The organism is Nocardia takedensis NBRC 100417 (assembly GCF_000308695.1).
Classification (GTDB): domain Bacteria; phylum Actinomycetota; class Actinomycetes; order Mycobacteriales; family Mycobacteriaceae; genus Nocardia; species Nocardia takedensis.
Map to the genome: position 1 here is coordinate 78816 of NZ_BAGG01000035.1, position 17610 is coordinate 96425.

Here is a 17610-nt window from a genome sequence, read left to right on the forward strand (position 1 = left end):
GTCGATTCGTCGGAGGCGGCGATACCGCGTGATCAGGCGCGGGGCCAGATTCCGGCGGGGGCGCAGACGAGGCCGATGTCTCGGAGGGTGGAGATGCCGGGTGGGGCGGCGACGACTTCGAAGGCCGCGTTGACGGCGGGCATGGCGGTCATGGTGTCCCACTCGTGGTTTCCCCAGTGGTCGGGGGGGACGAAGCGGATGCGGGTGTGGACTTCGGGTTCGCCCGCGATGACGACGTGGTAGTGGTCGTCGTCGAAGGTCCAGTCCTCGTTGAGTTCTTTGGTGAGGTACCAGGTGACGTTGGTGCGGACGACGGTGCGGCCCGCGACTTTGCCTTTCCACCCGGCGCGGATGGCGGCGATGGTGTTCTTGTCGAGGCGCAGCCAGCCCAGGTCGACCTCGCTCGCGGCGGTGGCGTGTTCGATGAAGAATTCGATGTCGTCGAGGTCGTGGCCGAGGGCGGTGGCCATGCGCTGGTTGGAGTCGCGGAAGGTGCTCAGCCAGAGTTTGGACATCTCGATCTTGTCCGGGGTCGCCTCCGGGAACGAGAAGCCCAGGGCCTGCCAGGTTTCGGCGGATTCGTAGACGGAGACGTCGGCGGATTCGGAGATGGTGACCGAGTCGACGGCGCGGCAGACGGCGGTCATGGCGGTGACCATGGAATTGATCCAGCCGGGGTTGATGCCGGTGATGAACAGGGAACTGTTGCCGCGTTCGCAGGCCGCGGCGAGTTTCTGTTCGGCTTCGCCCCGGATGCCGCCGACGTTGAGGAACAGGTTGGTGCTGACGAGGTTCAGGCCGCTGTCGAGCAGGCGGGTGGCGTGGTCGAGGTCGGCCATGAACGGGGTGTAGAGGACGACGTCGGCGTCCAGGGCGAGCAGCGCGTCGATATCGGTGGTCGCCAGGACGCCGACGTCGGGTCGGCCGCACAGCGCGCCCGCGTCGACGCCGGCTTTCTCGGGGGAGTAGGCGTAGACGCCGACCAGTTCCAGGCGGGGGTCGTCGAGGATGCCGCGAAGGCTGAGTTTGCCGACTTTCCCCGTGGTCCATTGGATGACTCGCAGTGTGGACATGGGCTTCCTCCGACGTCTGCGCCGACCGTCGCGGGAGCGGCCGGGCTCGAGAATCCACCCGCCAGAAGGGTTATTCTCGCAGGCAAGAGGATGCTACCAAAGAAGTGAAAATGGCATTCTCGAAGGGCTCAACCGATCGGCAGCACGCTCAGGATCGGGCCGTAACCCCAGTTCAGCATGCGTTCGGCGTCATCCTTGGCGGCCAGGTCGCTATTGGGCGCGCTGTGCAGGACGACGCCGATCAGCGGGATGCCCGCGCGGACGGTCTCGAACAGCAGGCAGGTGCCCGCGGCATCGGTGAAGCCGGTCTTGATGCCGACGGTGCCCGGGTAGTCGCCGAGCAGCAGATTCGTCGTCTCCCAGAAGTGTTCGCGGTTGGCCGGGCCCGCGGGGACGTGGTGGGTCGGCGCGGCGACCGTCTCGCGGAACGCGGGCATGGCCATGGCGCGCATGCCGAGCCGCACCAGATCCGACACCGTGGAGTAGGTGGAGTAGTCGGTCGGGGTGGGCAGGCCGCTGGGGTCGGCGAAGCCGGATTCGGTCAGGCCCATGCGGCGGGCGGTGTCGTTCATCTTCGCGACGAAGCCGTCGTAGCCGGGGCCGAAGGCGTCGGCGAGGGTGAACGCGGCGTCGCAGCCCGACGGCAGCAGTAGCGCGTAGAGGAGTTGTCTGGCCGAGAGCACCTCGCCCGGCGCCAGGCCGGCGGTGCTGCCGTCGTGTCTGGCGCAGTAGGCGATGGCCTCGGCCGGGACGGTGATGGGACGGTCCGGATCGTTCGCGTCGAGGACGACCACGGCGGTCATCACCTTGGTGAGGCTGGCGATCGGCAGTTGGGTGTGCGGTTCGCGGGACCACAGCATCGCGCCGGTGAAGCCTTCGGCCAGTTGCGCCGCCGTCGCCCGCACGCCGCCGGGGCCGGGGGACTGCCAGGGCAGTTGGATCGGGGCGGGCTCGGCGACGGCCGTGGCCACCTGCGGGGCGGTCGCGAGAACGACGGCGCTGACGGTGGCGCGCAAAACTGTGGCAAATATGGTCATGGCGAGTATTCTGCCGTTCTTTCGGATACCGGCGACGCATTTCCTTCGATTGAGCTATTTTGTGGCTAATCCGCTCTGTGGCGAACGAGGAGCGACGGCCGGGCGGCGCTCGCGCTCGATCGTCGGACCATCCGCGGCGCGGCGTGATCCGCTGCGGCAACGGCCGTTTCGACCGGTCGGTACTTCCACACTCCGGCTAATTAACCGCGTCGTAGTCTCGCGCTCATCTTCCGGGACATCGCGGCGTCTACGTTCCCTTTCGAACGACACATCAGCAACGGGTGGAGTGCAGGAATGGTCGAATCCGGGAGACCGGTCGCAGGGAACTACGATGTCGCGGCGGCGCTGGCGCGCTATCCGTTGATGGACGCGCTGCTGTCGCGTCGCTCGCGCCGGTTCGCGCCGGGAATGCGGCTCAACGGCGGACCGTTGGCCTACGCGAGCGAGGCCCCCGCGCGACCGTTGACCCTCGAGGAAGAAGCGGCGCTGGCCTTCGCGGCGTGCGGCATCACCGGACACGCGTTGGCGGAGTTGCCCTTCGAGGCAGGCGACGAACCCGGCGCGGGCAGCGGCAACATCATGACCCATTTCGTGGGGCGGACCATCGCCAGCGGCGACGCCATGCACGACGTGACGCTGTTCGTGATCAACGACGAAGGCACGTGGCTGGTTCGGCGACCGCAGGAACTGGACCGCACCGAGATCCCGGCGTTGATCGAACTGGCGAAAGCCCGAGATCTGGTGCCGCTCTACGAGCGGATGCGGGTGCGGATCTCCGATCACCGTCCGGACGTACCGCGCGAGGCGCCCTTCGTGCCGCCGTTCAACCGCTATTCGGCGAATGTGCCGGGCACGACGTATTTCCTGCCGGTGGCCGAGATGTCGGCGCTGTTCATCAACCTGCTGCTCTCGGCTTTCGACGACGACTTCGCGCACTTCGTCGTGGACGATCGCAATCGGTTCCGGCCCGCCGGCGTCGCGAAATTCGCGAAGTCGCGCGGCGGACACCTCGTGGACGATCTCGCCGCGGGGCGCGTCGGGACCGTCGCGCACCTGGAGACCTGGGTGTGCGAATTCGTCGCGATCGAACAGGGCGCGATGTTGCAGAATCTCGCGCTCATGACCCAGGCGCTCGGCCTCGGCGGATTCCCGCATTTCGCGGCCCACCCCTACACCTGGTTCCAGCAACTCGGCTTCCGGATGCGCGACATTCCCTTCTCCCGCACCATCGGCGGCGACCCGGTGATGTCGGGACTGCTCCGGTTGACCGGTCGCGACATCCCGGTGCCGACGGCGCTCGGACTCGAACGCGACGGACACACGTTGCTGCGCGGCTTCACCCCGCCGTACTACCGGAACATGGAGGAAGCGGTCCTGGCGTTCATCGACTACAAGTACGCCGCGGGCACCGGCACCTTCCGCGACGGCGGGAAGCAGACCGGGTGGCGCGACGGCGCGGCCGTGCAGGCGGGCATACCGAAATACTCCGACAAGGCCATCGCGGCCACCATCGCCTGCTGCGACTACCTCTACCGCCGCTACGGGCGATTCCCCACGTGCGGGCCGTTCCGCACGGTGCTCGCGCACCAGGCGCACCACGTGGATCACGCGTTCTACGATCGCTTCTACCGTCCCGACGCGTTGAGCCCGACCCAGCGCGACCGGGTCGAGAGCCCGGTGGCCGCTCCCGATCTCGTCACGGTGCCCGCGCCGTAGGCCGGAGGCGAACTTCCGCCGCGCGCTCCGCGTTTGCTGACGTACGCTGAGCGCGTCACCGGGTCGGACAGGAGTTGCGATGAGTGCACTGGTCAAGGGGCAGAACGGCGCCGTCGCCGAAGGGCGAGTCACGGTGTCGGTGCGCGCCGGCGCGGGAGCGGACGTGTCGGCCTTGCTGGTGACCGAATCCGGGAAGGTCCGCTCGGACGCGGATTTCGTGTTCTTCAACCAACCGGTCGCGCCCGGGGTGGAGTTGCGCGACGGGCAGTTGTCGGTGTCGTTCGCGGGGGTGCCCGCGGACATCGCGCAACTGCGGGTGGTGATCACGCTCGAGAACGGGACGTTCGGGCAGGTCGCGCCGCCTGTCGCCACGGTGGTCGGCGCCGCGGGGAACCTGTTGTACGACTACACGATCGATGGTCTGGACCGGGAGTCGGTGGTGATCGCGCTGGAGTTGTACCGGCGCGGCGCGGACTGGAAGGTGCGCGCGGTCGGACAGGGGTACGCGGGCGGTTTCGCGGATCTGGTGACCGATCACGGCGTGAGCGTGGACGACGACGAATCGGCCGGGGCCGCGCAGGCGGTTCCCGCCGCGCCGCCCGCCGCGACGGGCGCACCCGAGATCCGTACGGTCCCCGGCGAAGCGAAACTCTCCTTCGAGAAACGCGCCAAGCTCGACCTGCGCAAACAGCAGGTCGCGAAGGTGCTGCTGGACAAGAAGGCCACCGGCGTCCGCGCCCGGGTCGTGCTGGTGATCGACAAGACCGGCAGCATGCTGAACCTCTACCGCAAGCAGGTCGTGCACCGCGTGGTCGAGCGCATGATCCCGATCGCGACCCAACTGGACGACGACGGCAGTCTGGAGGCCTACCTCTACGCGCGCTCGTTCTTCAAGTTGCCGGATATCGAGGTGGCGCAGGGGGAGAACTGGGCGCAGACCTTCCTGCATCTCAGCGGCACGCACGAAGGCATGGACTACAACAGCATCGGCGCGAGCAACGACGAGCGACCGATCATGCGCGACATCATCGACGGCGTGCGCGGGCAGACGCGGCCGACGCTGGTGCTGTTCTTCACCGACGGCGGGTTCGCGAAGAAGCGCGAGATCGCGGAGTTGATGCGCGAGGCCGCGCAGTTGCCCGCGTTCTGGCAGTTCGTGGGCTTGGGGCGGGCGAACTACGGAATCCTGCGCACCCTGGACGAAATGGACGGCCGGGTGGTGGACAACGCGGGGTTCTTCGCCCTCGACGACATCGACGGCGTGGACGACGCGGAACTGTATGCCCGGTTGCTGGGGGAGTTCCCGGACTGGCTGCGCGCCGCCCGCACCGCGGGGATCATCTCCTGATCAGCCGATAACCGCGTTCATGATGGTCCCGGCGCTGGTGGCCACGACGCCGCCGATCATCGCGCCCGCCACCATCTTCGGCGATTCGAGACCACCGCCGGACCACTTCTCCCAGGCGAATTTGCCGCCGGCGTAGATGATGGCCACGATGCCCGCCAGGAGAACGAACCAGGTCAGGTAGCGGACCAACTGGAGGAACTTGTCGGAGATCGGCGGTGCCTCGGGGGAGGGGTTGCCGATCTGCGCGAGGACGTCATAGGCGGAGACCAGTATCATCGGCGTGCTCACTCTGACTCGGATTGCTCTGACTCGGACGGGGTCGGGCGGGCTGGTGGACGAACGGCTTGCGGGAGGCGAACATCCATCCAAGATGGTATCGGTTTCTCGGTGGCTACGCAGGCACCCCGCTTGCCAGAGTTCGTGGCGCTCGGGATGATGGTGGAGCGCGGCGGTCGAGGGCCCGCTCGCCGTGGCCGGTGGTTCCGCCCGGTGGGTCTTCGCCCGGAGTGGCGGTACCCGAACAGTTTTCGGCCCTCGCGGGCACAGGGAGGATCTGCGGTGAGCATGGTGCTGACATCGATCGGCGACGGCTTCGCGACGTTGGCGCAGCTCGGCAACCCCACTCCCGAGCCGCCGCCGCTGTCGGACAAGATCATGCAGTTCGTCCGGTACATCACGTGGTTCGCGATGCTGTCGGGCATCGTCGCGATCATCTACGCGGGTGGGCGTTTCGCCTGGGAGAAGTGGTCGGGCAGCGGTATGGAGTCGCCGAAGATGGTGGCGGGCGCGATGATCGGCGGTGTGGTCGCCACCAGCGCGGGCACCATCATGAACGCGGTCATCGGCGCCTGAGCGCGGCGCGGTCGGCGAGATCGCGACTCGTAGTTCACCGCGGGCTCAGGAACGGATCAAGCCATGAGTGATCGTCGATCGCGCGGCGCGTCCGGGTGGCGCTCGGCCGCGCAGACGGTCGGCGGCGCGACGCTCGGGGTGATCGCGGGCGCGCACTACTGCCCGCGAGCGGCCTACGGTCTGCAACGGTCCTTCGGCGTGTACGCCCCCAACGGCCCGGCGCGGGAGGGCGTCGGAACCTTCGGTTACTGGGTCGGCTGGCTCGTGCCGCTGGTCGCGGGGTTCGCCGCGGGCGGCACGGCGTGGTCGCGTGAGCCCACCCGCCGGTTCGGGGTCGCGCTGACCATCGGGTTCGCGGTGCCGGTGCTGGTGGTCGCGCCGGTCTTCATCTCCTTCGACTACGGCGGCACACCCCCGCCGGACTGAGGTCGGCACATCGAGCGGACCCTCGGGACTCCGCGCGCCACATTCAGTGAACGGGTTTTACTAAATACCGTTCACAAAGTCGCGAGCTGTGGTTGCATCGCCTTGACGGAATCCGTCGCGGGGTCGAGGACACCCCGCCCGACCGGGTCCGCAGCCCCGGACCGCAAGGAGACAGCCGTGAGCACCACCTCGATCCCCGCCGGATTCGACTTCACCGACCCCGACCTGCTCGCCACCCGGTTGCCGGTCGCGGAGTTCGCCGAACTCCGCCGGACCGCACCCGTGTGGTGGTGCGCCCAACCCGACCGCGCGAGCGGCTTCGACGACGGCGGCTACTGGGTGATCTCCAAGCTGGCCGACATCAAGGAGATCTCCAAGAACCCGGAGGTCTTCTCCTCGCACGAGAACACCGCGATCATCCGGTTCAACGAGGAGACCACCCGCGAGCAGATCGACATGCTCGGCAACATGCTGCTGCTCAACCTCGACCCGCCGCAGCACACCAAGGTCCGGCGCGTCATCTCCAAAGGATTCACCCCGCGCGCGGTGGAGAGCCTGCGCGCCGCCCTCACCGAACGCGCCGCGCGGATCGTGCACGAGGCCAAGCGCGACGGACGCGGCGACTTCGTCGAACAAGTCGCCTGCGAACTGCCGTTGCAGGCCATCGCCGAACTCATCGGCATCCCGCAGTCGGACCGCAAGAAACTCTTCGACTGGACCAACCAGATGATCTCCTACGACGACCCCGATTTCGGCGGCGACCACCACGCGGCCACCGCCGAGGTCATGGGCTACGCCTGGAACATGGCCGAACAGCGCCGCGCCTGTCCGGCCGAGGACATCGTCACCCAGCTCATCAACGCCGACATCAACGGCGAACAACTCGGCTCCGACGAATTCGCCTTCTTCGTCATCCTGCTGTCGGTGGCGGGCAACGAGACCACCCGCAACTCGATCACCCACGGCATGAAGGCGTTCGTGGACAACCCGGAACAGTGGGAGCTCTACAAGCGGGAACGTCCACGCACCGCGCCCGACGAGATCGTGCGCTGGGCCACCCCCGTGACCGCCTTCCAGCGCACCGCCACTCGCGACACCGTGATCGGCGGCCAGGAGATCCGCGCGGGCCAGCGGGTCGGTCTGTTCTACAGTTCGGCCAACTTCGACGAGGACGGGTTCACCGACCCGTTCACCTTCGACGTCACCCGCGACCCCAACCCGCACGTCGGTTTCGGCGGCACCGGCACCCACTACTGCGTCGGCGCGAATCTGGCGCGGTTGCAGATCGACCTGATGTTCAACGCGATCGCCGAGGTCATGCCGAACCTGCGGCAGGTCGCCGAGCCGGTGCGGCTGCGGTCGGGCTGGTTGAACGGGATCAAGCGCTGGGAGGTCGAATACGCTTGAGGATCGCGACGGCGTGAGGAGAGCTGTGGCCCAACGACAAGCCAAGCCGCGGGGGCGGACCCCGGTGCTCACCGAGGCCGACATCCGTCGGGTGGCTCGGACGTTGCTGACCGAGCAGGGCCCGGAGGCGCTGAGCCTGCGCGCCATCGCCCGCGAACTCGGGATCACCGCGCCCGCGCTCTACCGGTATCACCGGTCCCGCGAGGACCTGCTGGAGAGTCTGCGGCTGGAATTCTGCGCCGACCTGGCCGACGACCTCGCCGCCGAGATCGCCACGCTCCCCGACGACGGCGCGGTGCAGTTCTTCGCGATCTGCCGCGGCTTCCGCCGCTGGGCGTTGGCGCACACCCGGGAGTTCACCCTGGTGTTCGCCTCGCCCGGCGAGGTCGGCGCGCCGGTGATGCGCCGCTTCGACGAACCCTTCGGCCGGATCTTCCTCGCGGCGGCGGGCCGGTTGCTGGCCGGCTACGACATCGTCACCCCGCCCACCGACGCCATCCCGGCCGAACTGCACGAAGACCTGATCGCGTTCCAGACCGAACTCCTGGCCGTGCTCTCGGAGTCCGGGCAGAAGTTCCCGGCCGAGAAACTCGATCTGGGCGTCACCTACCTGATGGTCCAGATCTGGGCCAGGATCTACGGCCACGTCACCCTGGAGGTGTTCGGCAACTACCCGATCCCCTCGGCACATCCGGACGTCCTCTACGAGGCGATGCTGGTCGACCTCGGGCGCGCGGCCGGATTGATCGCGAGCTGACTTCCTCGCGGACTGAATTGCTGGCGAGCCGGGGGCGTGCCGTCGCGCCGTTCGGCGGCGCTCGAGGTATGGGTGGGGGATGAGCATCGTCCTGATCACCGGCGGAACCGGACAACTCGGCACCCACGTCGTCGAGCGGATGCGCGCGCGAGGACACGAGGTGCGGGTGCTCTCGCGCCGCGCGCGGGCGGGAACCCACGTCGGTGACCTCAGCACGGGCGCGGGCATCGCCGAAGCCGCGCGCGGCGCCGACCTGATCGTGCACGCGGCCACGGATTTCCGCCGGTTCGGCGTGCCCGACCCCCGCCAGACCGAACACCTGCTGGCCGCGGCGGGCGACGCGCGGCACCTGCTCTACGTCTCGATCGTCGGCATCGACGGCATCCCGATGCGCTACTACCGCCACAAACTCGACTGCGAGCGGTTGGTGGAGGCGGGCGCGACGCCGTACACGATCCTGCGCGCCACCCAGTTCCACGACCTGCTGGCCGGCGTGCTGCACACCGTGCAGCGACTGCCGCTCGCGCCGCTGCCGCTGGACTTCCGGTTCCAACCGGTCGCCACCATCGACGTCGCGGCGCGGATCGCGGACCTGGTCGAGGGCGACCCGCTGGGCCGCGCCGACGATTTCGGCGGACCCGAGGTGCTGACCCTCGACCGCGCGGTCGAGATCTTCCGCGACCAGCGCGGCGGTCCGCGCCGCACCGTGCGTCTGCCGGTGCCCGGTCGCATCGCGCGCGCGTTCCGCGACGGTGTCAACACCTGCCCGGAGCACGCCGACGGGGTGCGCACGTTCGCCGAATTCGTGGCCTCGACGAGCGGGAACCCGTACTGGCGCTGACGGTTCAGATCCGCGCGCCCTTGGCGCGGTTGCACGAGCGGCACAGGATCTGGAGATTGGACGGACTCGTCGCCCCGCCGCGACTGTGCGGGATGACGTGGTCGAACTCCAGGTAGTGGCCGCTGCCGCATTCCACGCAGCGCCCGCCGTCGCGCTGCCAGACCTCGGCCTTGACCTCCTGCGGAATGCTGCGCGAATCGAGTCGGCCCGGGGTGAGCACGAGGCGTTTGGCCACCCGTAGCGCGCCCTCCACCGCCGCCGCGACGTAGTCGGGGTCGTCGACCTCGAAGACCGCGCCGCCGCGCGCCGAGGTGGCCGCGATCACCACCGCGTCGCCCTCGGCGTGCACCGAAACCACTCGGCTCCAAGGCATCTCGGTGCCCGCGCCGGACCCGACGAAGCGCAGTTTCCGATTGCTGGCGATCAGCCGCCCCTCGGTGCGACGCGGGCCGCGGGCCAGTTCGCGCACGTGCGTGGCGGGCAGGTCCAGGTGCACGCGCTCCTCGGGATCCAGGTGCAGACCCGGCGTGCGCACCGCGGGCAACTCGCCTTCGCGCAACCGCGACAGGGTGCGCCCGCGGTGCAGTCGCCTGCGCAGGTCGTCGATGAGCGGACCGCCCAGCGCCAACTCCGCCACCGCGTGCTCGAACGTGTCGTACTCCTCTTGCGCGATGGCCCCGTCGGCGAAGGCGAAGGTGGCCAGTCGCTCCACGAAAGCCGTGCCCGCCTCGTGCAGCAGCGCGCGGCCCGCGTCCGCCGGGATGCGCTGGAAGCGCAGCGAGGCCCACAACCGCTCCCACTCCGGGCCGGACGGTCCGTCGACAGCCAGCACCCGGGCGGCTCGGTTCTGCCAGTGGGTGAGGAACTGCTCGGTGTTCTCGGCACAGGGACGGCATTCGCCGACGCCGCCGAACAATCTGCGCCGCAACGGTTGTCCGCACAGCGCGCAGAGGCGTGCTTGCGCGGGGGCCGGACGGTGCGTCGAATCCGTCCACCGCGTGCCGTCCCACCAGCGCAACAACCCCGGGTCGTGCTGGTCGCGATACCAGTCGGCGCGGGCGGGATCGGGCGGCGGTGGCGGCGGCGCCTGCGGCAAGGTCCGGCGGGTGAGGTCGAGCGGGCGGGTGACCGCCGACGGGGTGACCGAACCCGGCGCGCGACACGGCTCGTCACGGCGCGTGCTCTCCTCGCGCGCCGCGGTGCCGCCCCCGGCGGGCCGATCGACCGAGGTGTCCTCCGTGCGCCGCTCGATGTCGTGGCCGTCCTCGGCGCGACGGTTGACCGCCGTCGCGTCTGTACGTCGCTCGAATTCGGGGAGGTCGCCGCGCGGGTTGACCGTGGTCGCCTCTGCGCGCCGCTCGGTATCGGGGCCGTCGCGGCGCGGGTTGACCGCGGTCGCCTCGGTGCGCCGCTCGATATCGTGGCCGTCGCCGCGCGGATCGACTGCCGTATCGTCCAGGCGCGGATGCGAGCCCACCGGGTAGGAATCGGTGCGGCCGGGGCGCGCGAAGGGGTTGCTCGCGCGCGAGGACCGGTTCGGCTGCTCGTCGACCTGCACGCCGAATTCGGTGACCAGACCGGCCAGACCGCTGGCCCAGCCCTGCCCGATCGCGCGGAAACGCCACTGCCCGTCGCGGCGGTAGAACTCGCCGAACATCATCGCGTCGACCCGGTCGGTGTCGGTGACCGCGTAGCGCGCGACCGGGCCGCGCGCGTCGAGCACCGTCACCGTCAGATCCTCGACCGCCTCGAAAGAGCCGTCCTCGAGCGAACCGCCGAGCACGATGCGCTCGATCTCGGCTTCGGTCCTGGGCAGCGACACACTCAGCCGGGCGGTCCCGGAGTCGGGTTCCTGGTCCAGGGTGACCGCCTGGGAGATGTGGCGTGGCGCGTTGAAGAAGACCAGATCCCGATCCGAGCGCACCCGATCGGCTCCGGTCAGCAGTAACGCGTGCGCGTCGACGACATGGGCGGACCGCCATGAAACAACCACGGCTAGTAGGGATGTCGGTACCGCCGCGTTGGCGCCTTTGCTCAGTTCCATCGTCCTCGCATAGTGCCACGCGCCTCCGACAGCACCGACCGCTCGGTCCGCGCACGACACAGATCCGCTGGTCACGGGATATGCCGGGGGTGCGGCCCGCGGTGCGGCACAGTGGTGGCCATGACCACGCCGAAAGGGCAGGGACGTCCGGGCGACGCGCCGAAAGGGCGCAGACCCGGTCCGGCCGATCTGCTCGCCGCCGCCCAGTCCGCGGTCGAGGCCGCGCAGTCGGCGGCCGGCCAGGCGCTGGAAGCCGCGCAACTGACCGCCGGGCACGCCTTCGACGCCGCCGTGCGGTTGCCGCCCGCCTCCGCGCAACTGGCCGCCCAACTCCCCGATCTGATCGAGAGCCTCTCGACCGCGATCGACCGGCTCAACAGCACCGTGGACCGCCTCGACCGCACCCTGGCGCTGGCCGACCCCGCCTTCGCCGCCTACGACCGACTGCTGCCGCGACTCGAGGCGTTGATCTCCCTGGGCGAGGACGTGTTCGGCGCGGTCTCCCGACTGCCCGGGATCTCGATGCTGGGCCGGGTGGCCGGACGAGGACGCTCGCGTCCGGACGACGACCCGCCCGCCGCGCCGCGCCGCTGAACCGCCGGATCGGCGGCCCGGTGCACCGCCGCGGCCTTCCACAGGATCTCGCGGTACTCCTGCTCCGGATCGGAGTCGAGCACGATCGCCCCGCCCGCCCCGATCCGCCATCGGCCCTCGTGGCGCACGGCCGTGCGGATGACGATGTTCAGATCGGCGGCCCCGCCCAGGCCGAGGAAGCCGATCGTGCCCGAATACACGCCGCGCGCCTCGGTCTCGAGCCCGTCGAGAATCCGCATCGTGCGCAGTTTCGGCGCGCCCGTCATCGAACCGCCCGGGAAACAGGCGCGCAGACAGTCGACGACCTCCACCTCCGGACGCAGCGTTCCCCGCACCGTCGACACCAGTTGATGCAGTGTCGTGTACGTCTCGACGGCCATCAGTTCCGGCACGTGCACGCTGCCGATCCGGCACACCCGGCCCAGATCGTTGCGCAGCAGGTCCACGATCATCAGGTTCTCGGCGCGGGTCTTGGGATCGGCGGCCAACTCCCGTCGCACTCGTTCGTCCTGCTCGCGGGTTTCGCCGCGCGGGGCGGTGCCCTTGATAGGTTTGCTCTCCACCGTGCGGTCGCGATCCACGCGCAGGAACCGCTCCGGTGACGAGCACGCGATGTCGAGGCCGTCGAAGCGCAGGTAGGCGGCATACGGCGCGGGATTGCAGCGCCGCAGCGCCCGATAGAGGTCGAGGCCGTCGTTCTCGGCGGCCGGGAAGCTCAGGGTGTCGGTGAGGCAGATCTCGTAGGATTCGCCCGCCCGCAACTGCTCGAGGCAGGCCGCGATGTCGGCGCGGTAGCGGGCGGGTCCGCGGCCGAACAGGTCGGCGACGGCGGCGATGTCGACCGGCACCTCCAGCGCGGGCGGATTCGCCCAGGTGGGCAGGGATTCCAGGATTTCGGCGGTGTCGCGCAGCCAGTCCAGCGACCCCGCCTCGCCCGCCGGGTCGGTGAGCGTCAGCAGGTGGGTGCGTCCGGCGAGGTGGTCGACGGCGACGAGGCGGTCGGCGAAGATCCACTGCGCGTCCGGTGCGGCGGCGCGGTGCGCGGCCTCGGCCCCGCAGTCGGCTTTCACCTCGTAGCCGAGATAACCCACGTAGCCGCACGGGAAATCGAAAGGCAGGTCCGGGATGTCGATCCGTAACTCGCGCAACCGCGCGGCCAGATAGTCGAGGACGTCACCCGCGACGGTACGCACCCGCCCTTCGGCGTCCGTGACCTCCACGCTCCCGGCCCCGACCCGGTACCGCACCACCTCCGCCAGCGGCCCGCCCGCGTCGCCGAGGAAGGAGAAACGCGCCGAACCGGGTTCGACGTGTTCGCTGTCGAGCCAGAACGCGGTCGGGGAGTCGCGGTGCAGGCGCAGGAAGATCGCCTCGGTGTCGATCGCGCGCTCGAGCACCCGGTGCCGCAGCATCCACCCGCTCGGGAGCGCGGCGAGCCGATCCCGCACGGCGAACCGAGCGTCTCGGACAGGATCGACCGGTCCGGCGTCACGTGCGTCGACCGAGGTCGGGCCGGCCGCGTTCTCGGCGGTGTCCGGTACCGAAACCGTGCGGCCGGCGGTGGGCTCAGCCGTGCCGGGCGGGACGGACGCCGTTGAGGGCGTCGCCGGCAGGAAGGGGGAACCGTTCGATGTGCTCGCCCGGCGGAAAGCCTCGTGCGGGGTCTCTGCGAGGCCGGCGCGGAGACGGTCTCGGTGCCGGGTGGTGAGTGCGGCGAAATTGCGCAGCAGGGCCGCCCCGTAGTCGCTCGCGATGGATTCGGGATGGAACTGCACACCCCATTGCGGTCGTCGGCGGTGGCGCACGCCCATGACGACCCCGTCGGCGCTCGAGGCGGTGATCTCCAGGTCGGTGGGCAGGGGCGTGGCCGCGCACAGCGAGTGGTAGCGCACGGCGGTGAAACCCTGGGGCAGGCCCGCGAACAGGTCGCGGTCGTCGTGGGCGACGTGGTCGAGATAGCCGTGCCGGGGGCGGGGTGCGCGCACGACCTGTCCGCCCGCGCCGATCACGATGCCCTGGTGACCCAGGCACACGCCGAGCAGGGGAAGTGTGGTGCGGGCGATGAGGTCGGTGGAGACGCCCATGTCGGCGGCGCGGTCGGGGCGTCCGGGGCCGGGGGAGATGACGATGTTGTCGTAGTCGGCCGGGTCGAGCGCGCGGGTGTCGTCGTTGCGCACCACGGTCGGCTCCACGCCGTTCACCTCGCTGAGGAGCTGGTAGAGGTTGTAGGTGAACGAGTCGTAGTTGTCGACGAGCAGGGTGCGCATGGTGTGCTGAACCCTACGCCCGGCCCCTTCCAGCAAACTGTTGTCGGGTGCCTTCAGTTTTCGGGCATCGGTCGTGCACAATGTGGGACATGTCTGTTGCGCAGCCGGTGGAAGTGGATCGCGAGGTCGTCGACTTCGCGGTCGTCGGGAAGTGGATGGATGAGCAGGGCTTACCCGCCGGCGAATTCACGGGGGTGACTCCGCTGGGCGGCGGCACCCAGAACATCATGTTGAAGTTCTCGCGCGGCGGCCGGGAATACGTGCTGCGCCGCGGCCCGCAGCACCTGCGGCCCAAGAGCAACGATGTCATCCGCCGCGAGGCCCGACTGCTCGGCGCGCTCGACGGCAAAGTGCGCGCGCCGCGCGTCATCGCGGCCTGTCCCGACGAGTCGGTACTCGGCGCGGTCTTCTACCTGATGGAGCCGATCACCGGCTTCAACCCGCAGACCGAACTACCCGAACCGCACGCGAGCGACCCGGAACTGCGCAGGCAGATGGGCCTGTCCGCGGTGGAGGCCATCTCGCGCCTGGGCGCGCTGGACTACCAGGCCCTGGGCCTGAACGACTACGGCAAACCCGAGGGGTTCCTGGAGCGTCAGGTGCCGCGCTGGCTCGGCGAACTGGAGTCCTACTCGGCCAACGAGGGCTACCCGGGCCCCGAGGTCCCGCACATCCAGGAAGTCGGCGACTGGCTCGAGCGGCACCGACCCAAGCAGTGGACCCCCGGCATCCTGCACGGCGACTGCCACCTGGCCAACATGATGTTCTCCTACGACGGCCCCGAGGTCGCCGCGATGGTCGACTGGGAGATGTCGACCATCGGCGATCCGCTGCTGGATCTGGGCTGGCAGATCGCGACCCGGCCGGAGCCGCGCACCTCCGGCGCGGCGCTGATCGGCAAGCTGGGCGAGGCGGGCGGACTGCCCACCGCCGAGGAGATGGTCGAACACTACGGCCGCTTCTCCGACCGCGACCTGAGCGCGGTGTCCTGGTACACGGTGCTGGCCTGCTTCAAGCTCGGCATCGTGCTCGAGGGCACCCACGCGCGCGCCTTCGCGGGCAAGGCGCCCAAGGATGTCGGCGATTTCCTGCACTCGATCACCGTCGAACTGTTCGAGAAGGCGTACCGGCTGATGGAGTGAGCGTCCGCATCTCGACGCTCGATGGCGGAATATTGATCGCCGAATAGATTCCGCCATGGCACGATCGGCACATGCCGATCGTGCCGGATGTGAAGAACTGGACCTGGGTCGTGGACACCGTGTGTCCGGAGTGCGGATTCGACGCACCCGGCACGCCGTTCGCGGCGATCCCCGCCCTGACCCGCGACAGTGCGAGAGCCCTCGCCGCGGCCGCGGTCGTACCCGGAGCGGCCGTTCGACCCGACGACGCCACTTGGTCCGCCCTCGAGTACGCGGCCCACGCCCGCGACGTCTGTCGGATCTTCGCCTATCGCACGGCCGTCGCCGCGCGGATCGAACCCGGCCCGCCGCCGCCTTTCAGCGGCCCCGCGACCGTCACCGCCGAGGGGATTCCGGGCTTTCCGGGTTGGGATCAGGACGCCACCGCCGAGGCCGACCGCTATGGCGACCAGGACCCCGCCGCAGTCGCCGCGGACCTGTCGGCCGCCGCCGGGGCGATGGCCGACCTGCTCGCCGCGATCCCCGGGTCCGCCCTCGCGTTGCGCGCCCGTCGCGACGACGGTTCGACGTTCACCGTCGCCTCGCTGGCGCGCTACTTCCTGCACGACCTGGTTCACCACGTGGCCGACGTGCGGCGCTGAGGCCGGCGGCGATTCTGCAACGTGTTCCAGGCGGAGCGAGGGCCGTGCCGACGATTTTTCGCCATCCCACTAGAACGCGTTCCATTTTTGCCGATTGTTTCGTAGTGTAAGTGCAGTCACATACAAGCACCTGCATGCGAGAGGGTCGACAGGAATGAAGACGAAGGGCGCGATCCTGTGGGGGATCGACCAGCCGTGGTCCGTGGAGGAGATCGAGATCGGCGATCCCGTCGCGGGCGAGGTGCAGATCCGGATGGAAACCGCCGGTATGTGCCATTCCGATCACCACATCGTCACCGGTGCGACACCGATGCCCGCCTTCCCCGTCATGGGCGGCCACGAAGGCGCGGGCGTGATCACCAAACTCGGGCCCAACTGCCCGGCCGACCTCCAGGTCGGTGACCACGTCATCCTGTCGTTCATCCCCGCCTGCGGACGCTGTCCGGCTTGCGTGTCGGGCAACATGGCCCTGTGCGACCTCGGCGCCGGACTGCTGCTCGGCCAGTCCATCAGCGACGGGACCTACCGCATCCAGGCCCGCGGCGAGAACGTCATCCCGATGTGCCTGCTCGGCACCTTCGCGCCGTACATGACCGTCCATCACACCTCGGTCGTCAAGATCGACCCGAGCATCCCGTTCGAGGTCGCCTGCCTGGTCGGCTGCGGCGTCCCCACCGGCTTCGGCTCCTCCACCCACGTGGCCCAGGTGCAGCCCGGCGAGACCGCCGTCATCGCGGGCATCGGCGGCGTCGGCATGAGCGCGCTGCAAGGCGCGGTGCTCGCGGGCGCCTCCAAGGTCGTCGCCATCGACCCCAACCCGTGGAAGCTCGAACAGGCCCAGAAGTTCGGCGCCACGCACACCTACGCGTCGATGGCCGAGGCCATCATGCCGCTGATGGAGGCCACCGAAGGCCGCATGGCCGAGAAGGTCATCCTCACCATGGGCGAGATGCACGGCGGCTACATCGAGGAAGGGCTCATCCTCACCGGCAAGGCGGGCACGCTGGTCGTCACCTCGATGGGCCGCATGGACGAGAACGAGGTCCGGCTCAACAGCTTCCTGCTGTCGATGCTGCAGAAGACCGTCAAGGGCTGCATCTTCGGCGGCGGCAACGCCCGCCAGGACGCGCCGCGCCTGCTCGCGCTCTACAAGTCCGGCCAGCTCAACCTCGACGACATGGTCACCCGCAGCTACTCCCTCGAGGAGATCAACCAGGGCTACCAGGACATGCTCGACGGCAAGAACATCCGCGGCATCATCCGCTACACCGAGAACGACTGGTAGGAACTCGGTCCGCACCGGAAGCGCGGCGTCGCCGACCTCAGCGTCGAGGTCGTCGGCGTCGGCCGTGGTGGTGGGAACAACGGTGTTCCCTTCCGCCGGCCGGTGCGGGTCATCTTCGTCGCGACCCCGCGCACCAGGCAGGCTGCGCCCATGCTCCGTGCCGGGGTGCCGGGTGCCGGG

At 69.4% G+C, this 17610-nt stretch carries 15 protein-coding genes and 1 pseudogene; 11 read left to right on the forward strand and 5 right to left on the reverse strand.

Going from position 1 to position 17610, the window contains the following annotated elements:
* Positions 1–32 precede the first annotated feature (32 nt).
* Positions 33–1073, reverse strand: coding sequence for an NAD(P)H-dependent amine dehydrogenase family protein (locus ON30_RS08525; RefSeq protein WP_040705576.1), 1041 nt, complete (start codon positions 1071–1073; stop codon positions 33–35).
* A 128-nt stretch (positions 1074–1201) separates the two neighbouring features.
* Positions 1202–2110 carry a D-alanyl-D-alanine carboxypeptidase family protein gene (locus ON30_RS08530; protein WP_040705578.1) on the reverse strand — a complete coding sequence of 303 codons (909 nt, stop codon included), beginning with the start codon at positions 2108–2110 and terminating at the stop codon, positions 1202–1204.
* A gap of 294 nt (positions 2111–2404) precedes the next feature.
* Between ON30_RS08530 and ON30_RS08535 the strand changes: the two genes are divergently transcribed.
* Together ON30_RS08535 and ON30_RS08540 are read left to right on the forward strand one after the other, a co-directional pair.
* Positions 2405–3826 (forward strand): hypothetical protein, encoded by a 1422-nt coding sequence (locus ON30_RS08535; protein WP_051029092.1) that lies wholly within the window; start codon positions 2405–2407, stop codon positions 3824–3826.
* 79 nt (positions 3827–3905) lie between these two features.
* Positions 3906–5174: a vWA domain-containing protein gene (locus ON30_RS08540; RefSeq protein ID WP_040705580.1), complete on the forward strand. Its 1269-nt coding sequence runs from the start codon at positions 3906–3908 to the stop codon at positions 5172–5174.
* Here ON30_RS08540 and ON30_RS08545 read toward each other — a convergent pair whose 3' ends face one another.
* Positions 5175–5450, reverse strand: coding sequence for a hypothetical protein (locus ON30_RS08545; protein WP_174387433.1), 276 nt, complete (start codon positions 5448–5450; stop codon positions 5175–5177).
* A 288-nt stretch (positions 5451–5738) separates the two neighbouring features.
* Between ON30_RS08545 and ON30_RS08550 the strand changes: the two genes are divergently transcribed.
* The 5 genes from ON30_RS08550 to ON30_RS08570 all read left to right on the forward strand — a co-directional run bounded on the left by ON30_RS08550 (position 5739) and on the right by ON30_RS08570 (position 9457).
* Complete coding sequence (locus ON30_RS08550) at positions 5739–6026, forward strand: hypothetical protein (RefSeq protein ID WP_174387430.1); 288 nt, start codon at positions 5739–5741, stop codon at positions 6024–6026.
* Positions 6027–6089: 63 nt separating this feature from the next.
* The gene (locus ON30_RS08555) at positions 6090–6452 is read left to right on the forward strand and encodes a hypothetical protein (protein WP_040705585.1); all 363 of its coding nucleotides are present in this window, start codon (positions 6090–6092) and stop codon (positions 6450–6452) included.
* 177 nt (positions 6453–6629) lie between these two features.
* Positions 6630–7859 carry a cytochrome P450 gene (locus ON30_RS08560; protein WP_040705588.1) on the forward strand — a complete coding sequence of 410 codons (1230 nt, stop codon included), beginning with the start codon at positions 6630–6632 and terminating at the stop codon, positions 7857–7859.
* Between the two features lie 13 nt (positions 7860–7872).
* Positions 7873–8616 (forward strand): TetR/AcrR family transcriptional regulator, encoded by a 744-nt coding sequence (locus tag ON30_RS08565; protein WP_245553976.1) that lies wholly within the window; start codon positions 7873–7875, stop codon positions 8614–8616.
* A gap of 79 nt (positions 8617–8695) precedes the next feature.
* Positions 8696–9457 carry an SDR family oxidoreductase gene (locus tag ON30_RS08570; RefSeq protein ID WP_040705592.1) on the forward strand — a complete coding sequence of 254 codons (762 nt, stop codon included), beginning with the start codon at positions 8696–8698 and terminating at the stop codon, positions 9455–9457.
* A 4-nt stretch (positions 9458–9461) separates the two neighbouring features.
* On the opposite strand, the gene ON30_RS08575 is transcribed toward ON30_RS08570, so the two are convergent.
* Complete coding sequence (locus ON30_RS08575) at positions 9462–11501, reverse strand: TerD family protein (RefSeq protein WP_083911243.1); 2040 nt, start codon at positions 11499–11501, stop codon at positions 9462–9464.
* A 120-nt stretch (positions 11502–11621) separates the two neighbouring features.
* On the opposite strand from ON30_RS08575, the gene ON30_RS42500 reads away from it, so the two are divergent.
* Positions 11622–12095 (forward strand): hypothetical protein, encoded by a 474-nt coding sequence (locus ON30_RS42500; protein WP_040705595.1) that lies wholly within the window; start codon positions 11622–11624, stop codon positions 12093–12095.
* Positions 12096–12124: 29 nt separating this feature from the next.
* Here the strand turns inward: ON30_RS42500 and pabB are convergent.
* Positions 12125–14362: pseudogene (gene pabB, locus ON30_RS37240) on the reverse strand (aminodeoxychorismate synthase component I); the annotation flags it as partial.
* An 89-nt stretch (positions 14363–14451) separates the two neighbouring features.
* On the opposite strand from pabB, the gene ON30_RS08590 reads away from it, so the two are divergent.
* From ON30_RS08590 to ON30_RS08600, 3 genes are all read left to right on the forward strand, one after another.
* Positions 14452–15504, forward strand: coding sequence for a phosphotransferase family protein (locus ON30_RS08590; protein WP_040705596.1), 1053 nt, complete (start codon positions 14452–14454; stop codon positions 15502–15504).
* A gap of 71 nt (positions 15505–15575) precedes the next feature.
* Entirely contained in the window at positions 15576–16145 is a 570-nt protein-coding gene (locus ON30_RS08595) for a DinB family protein (RefSeq protein WP_040705598.1), read from the forward strand.
* Positions 16146–16299: 154 nt separating this feature from the next.
* Complete coding sequence (locus ON30_RS08600; protein WP_040705600.1) at positions 16300–17430, forward strand: NDMA-dependent alcohol dehydrogenase; 1131 nt, start codon at positions 16300–16302, stop codon at positions 17428–17430.
* Positions 17431–17610 lie beyond the last annotated feature (180 nt).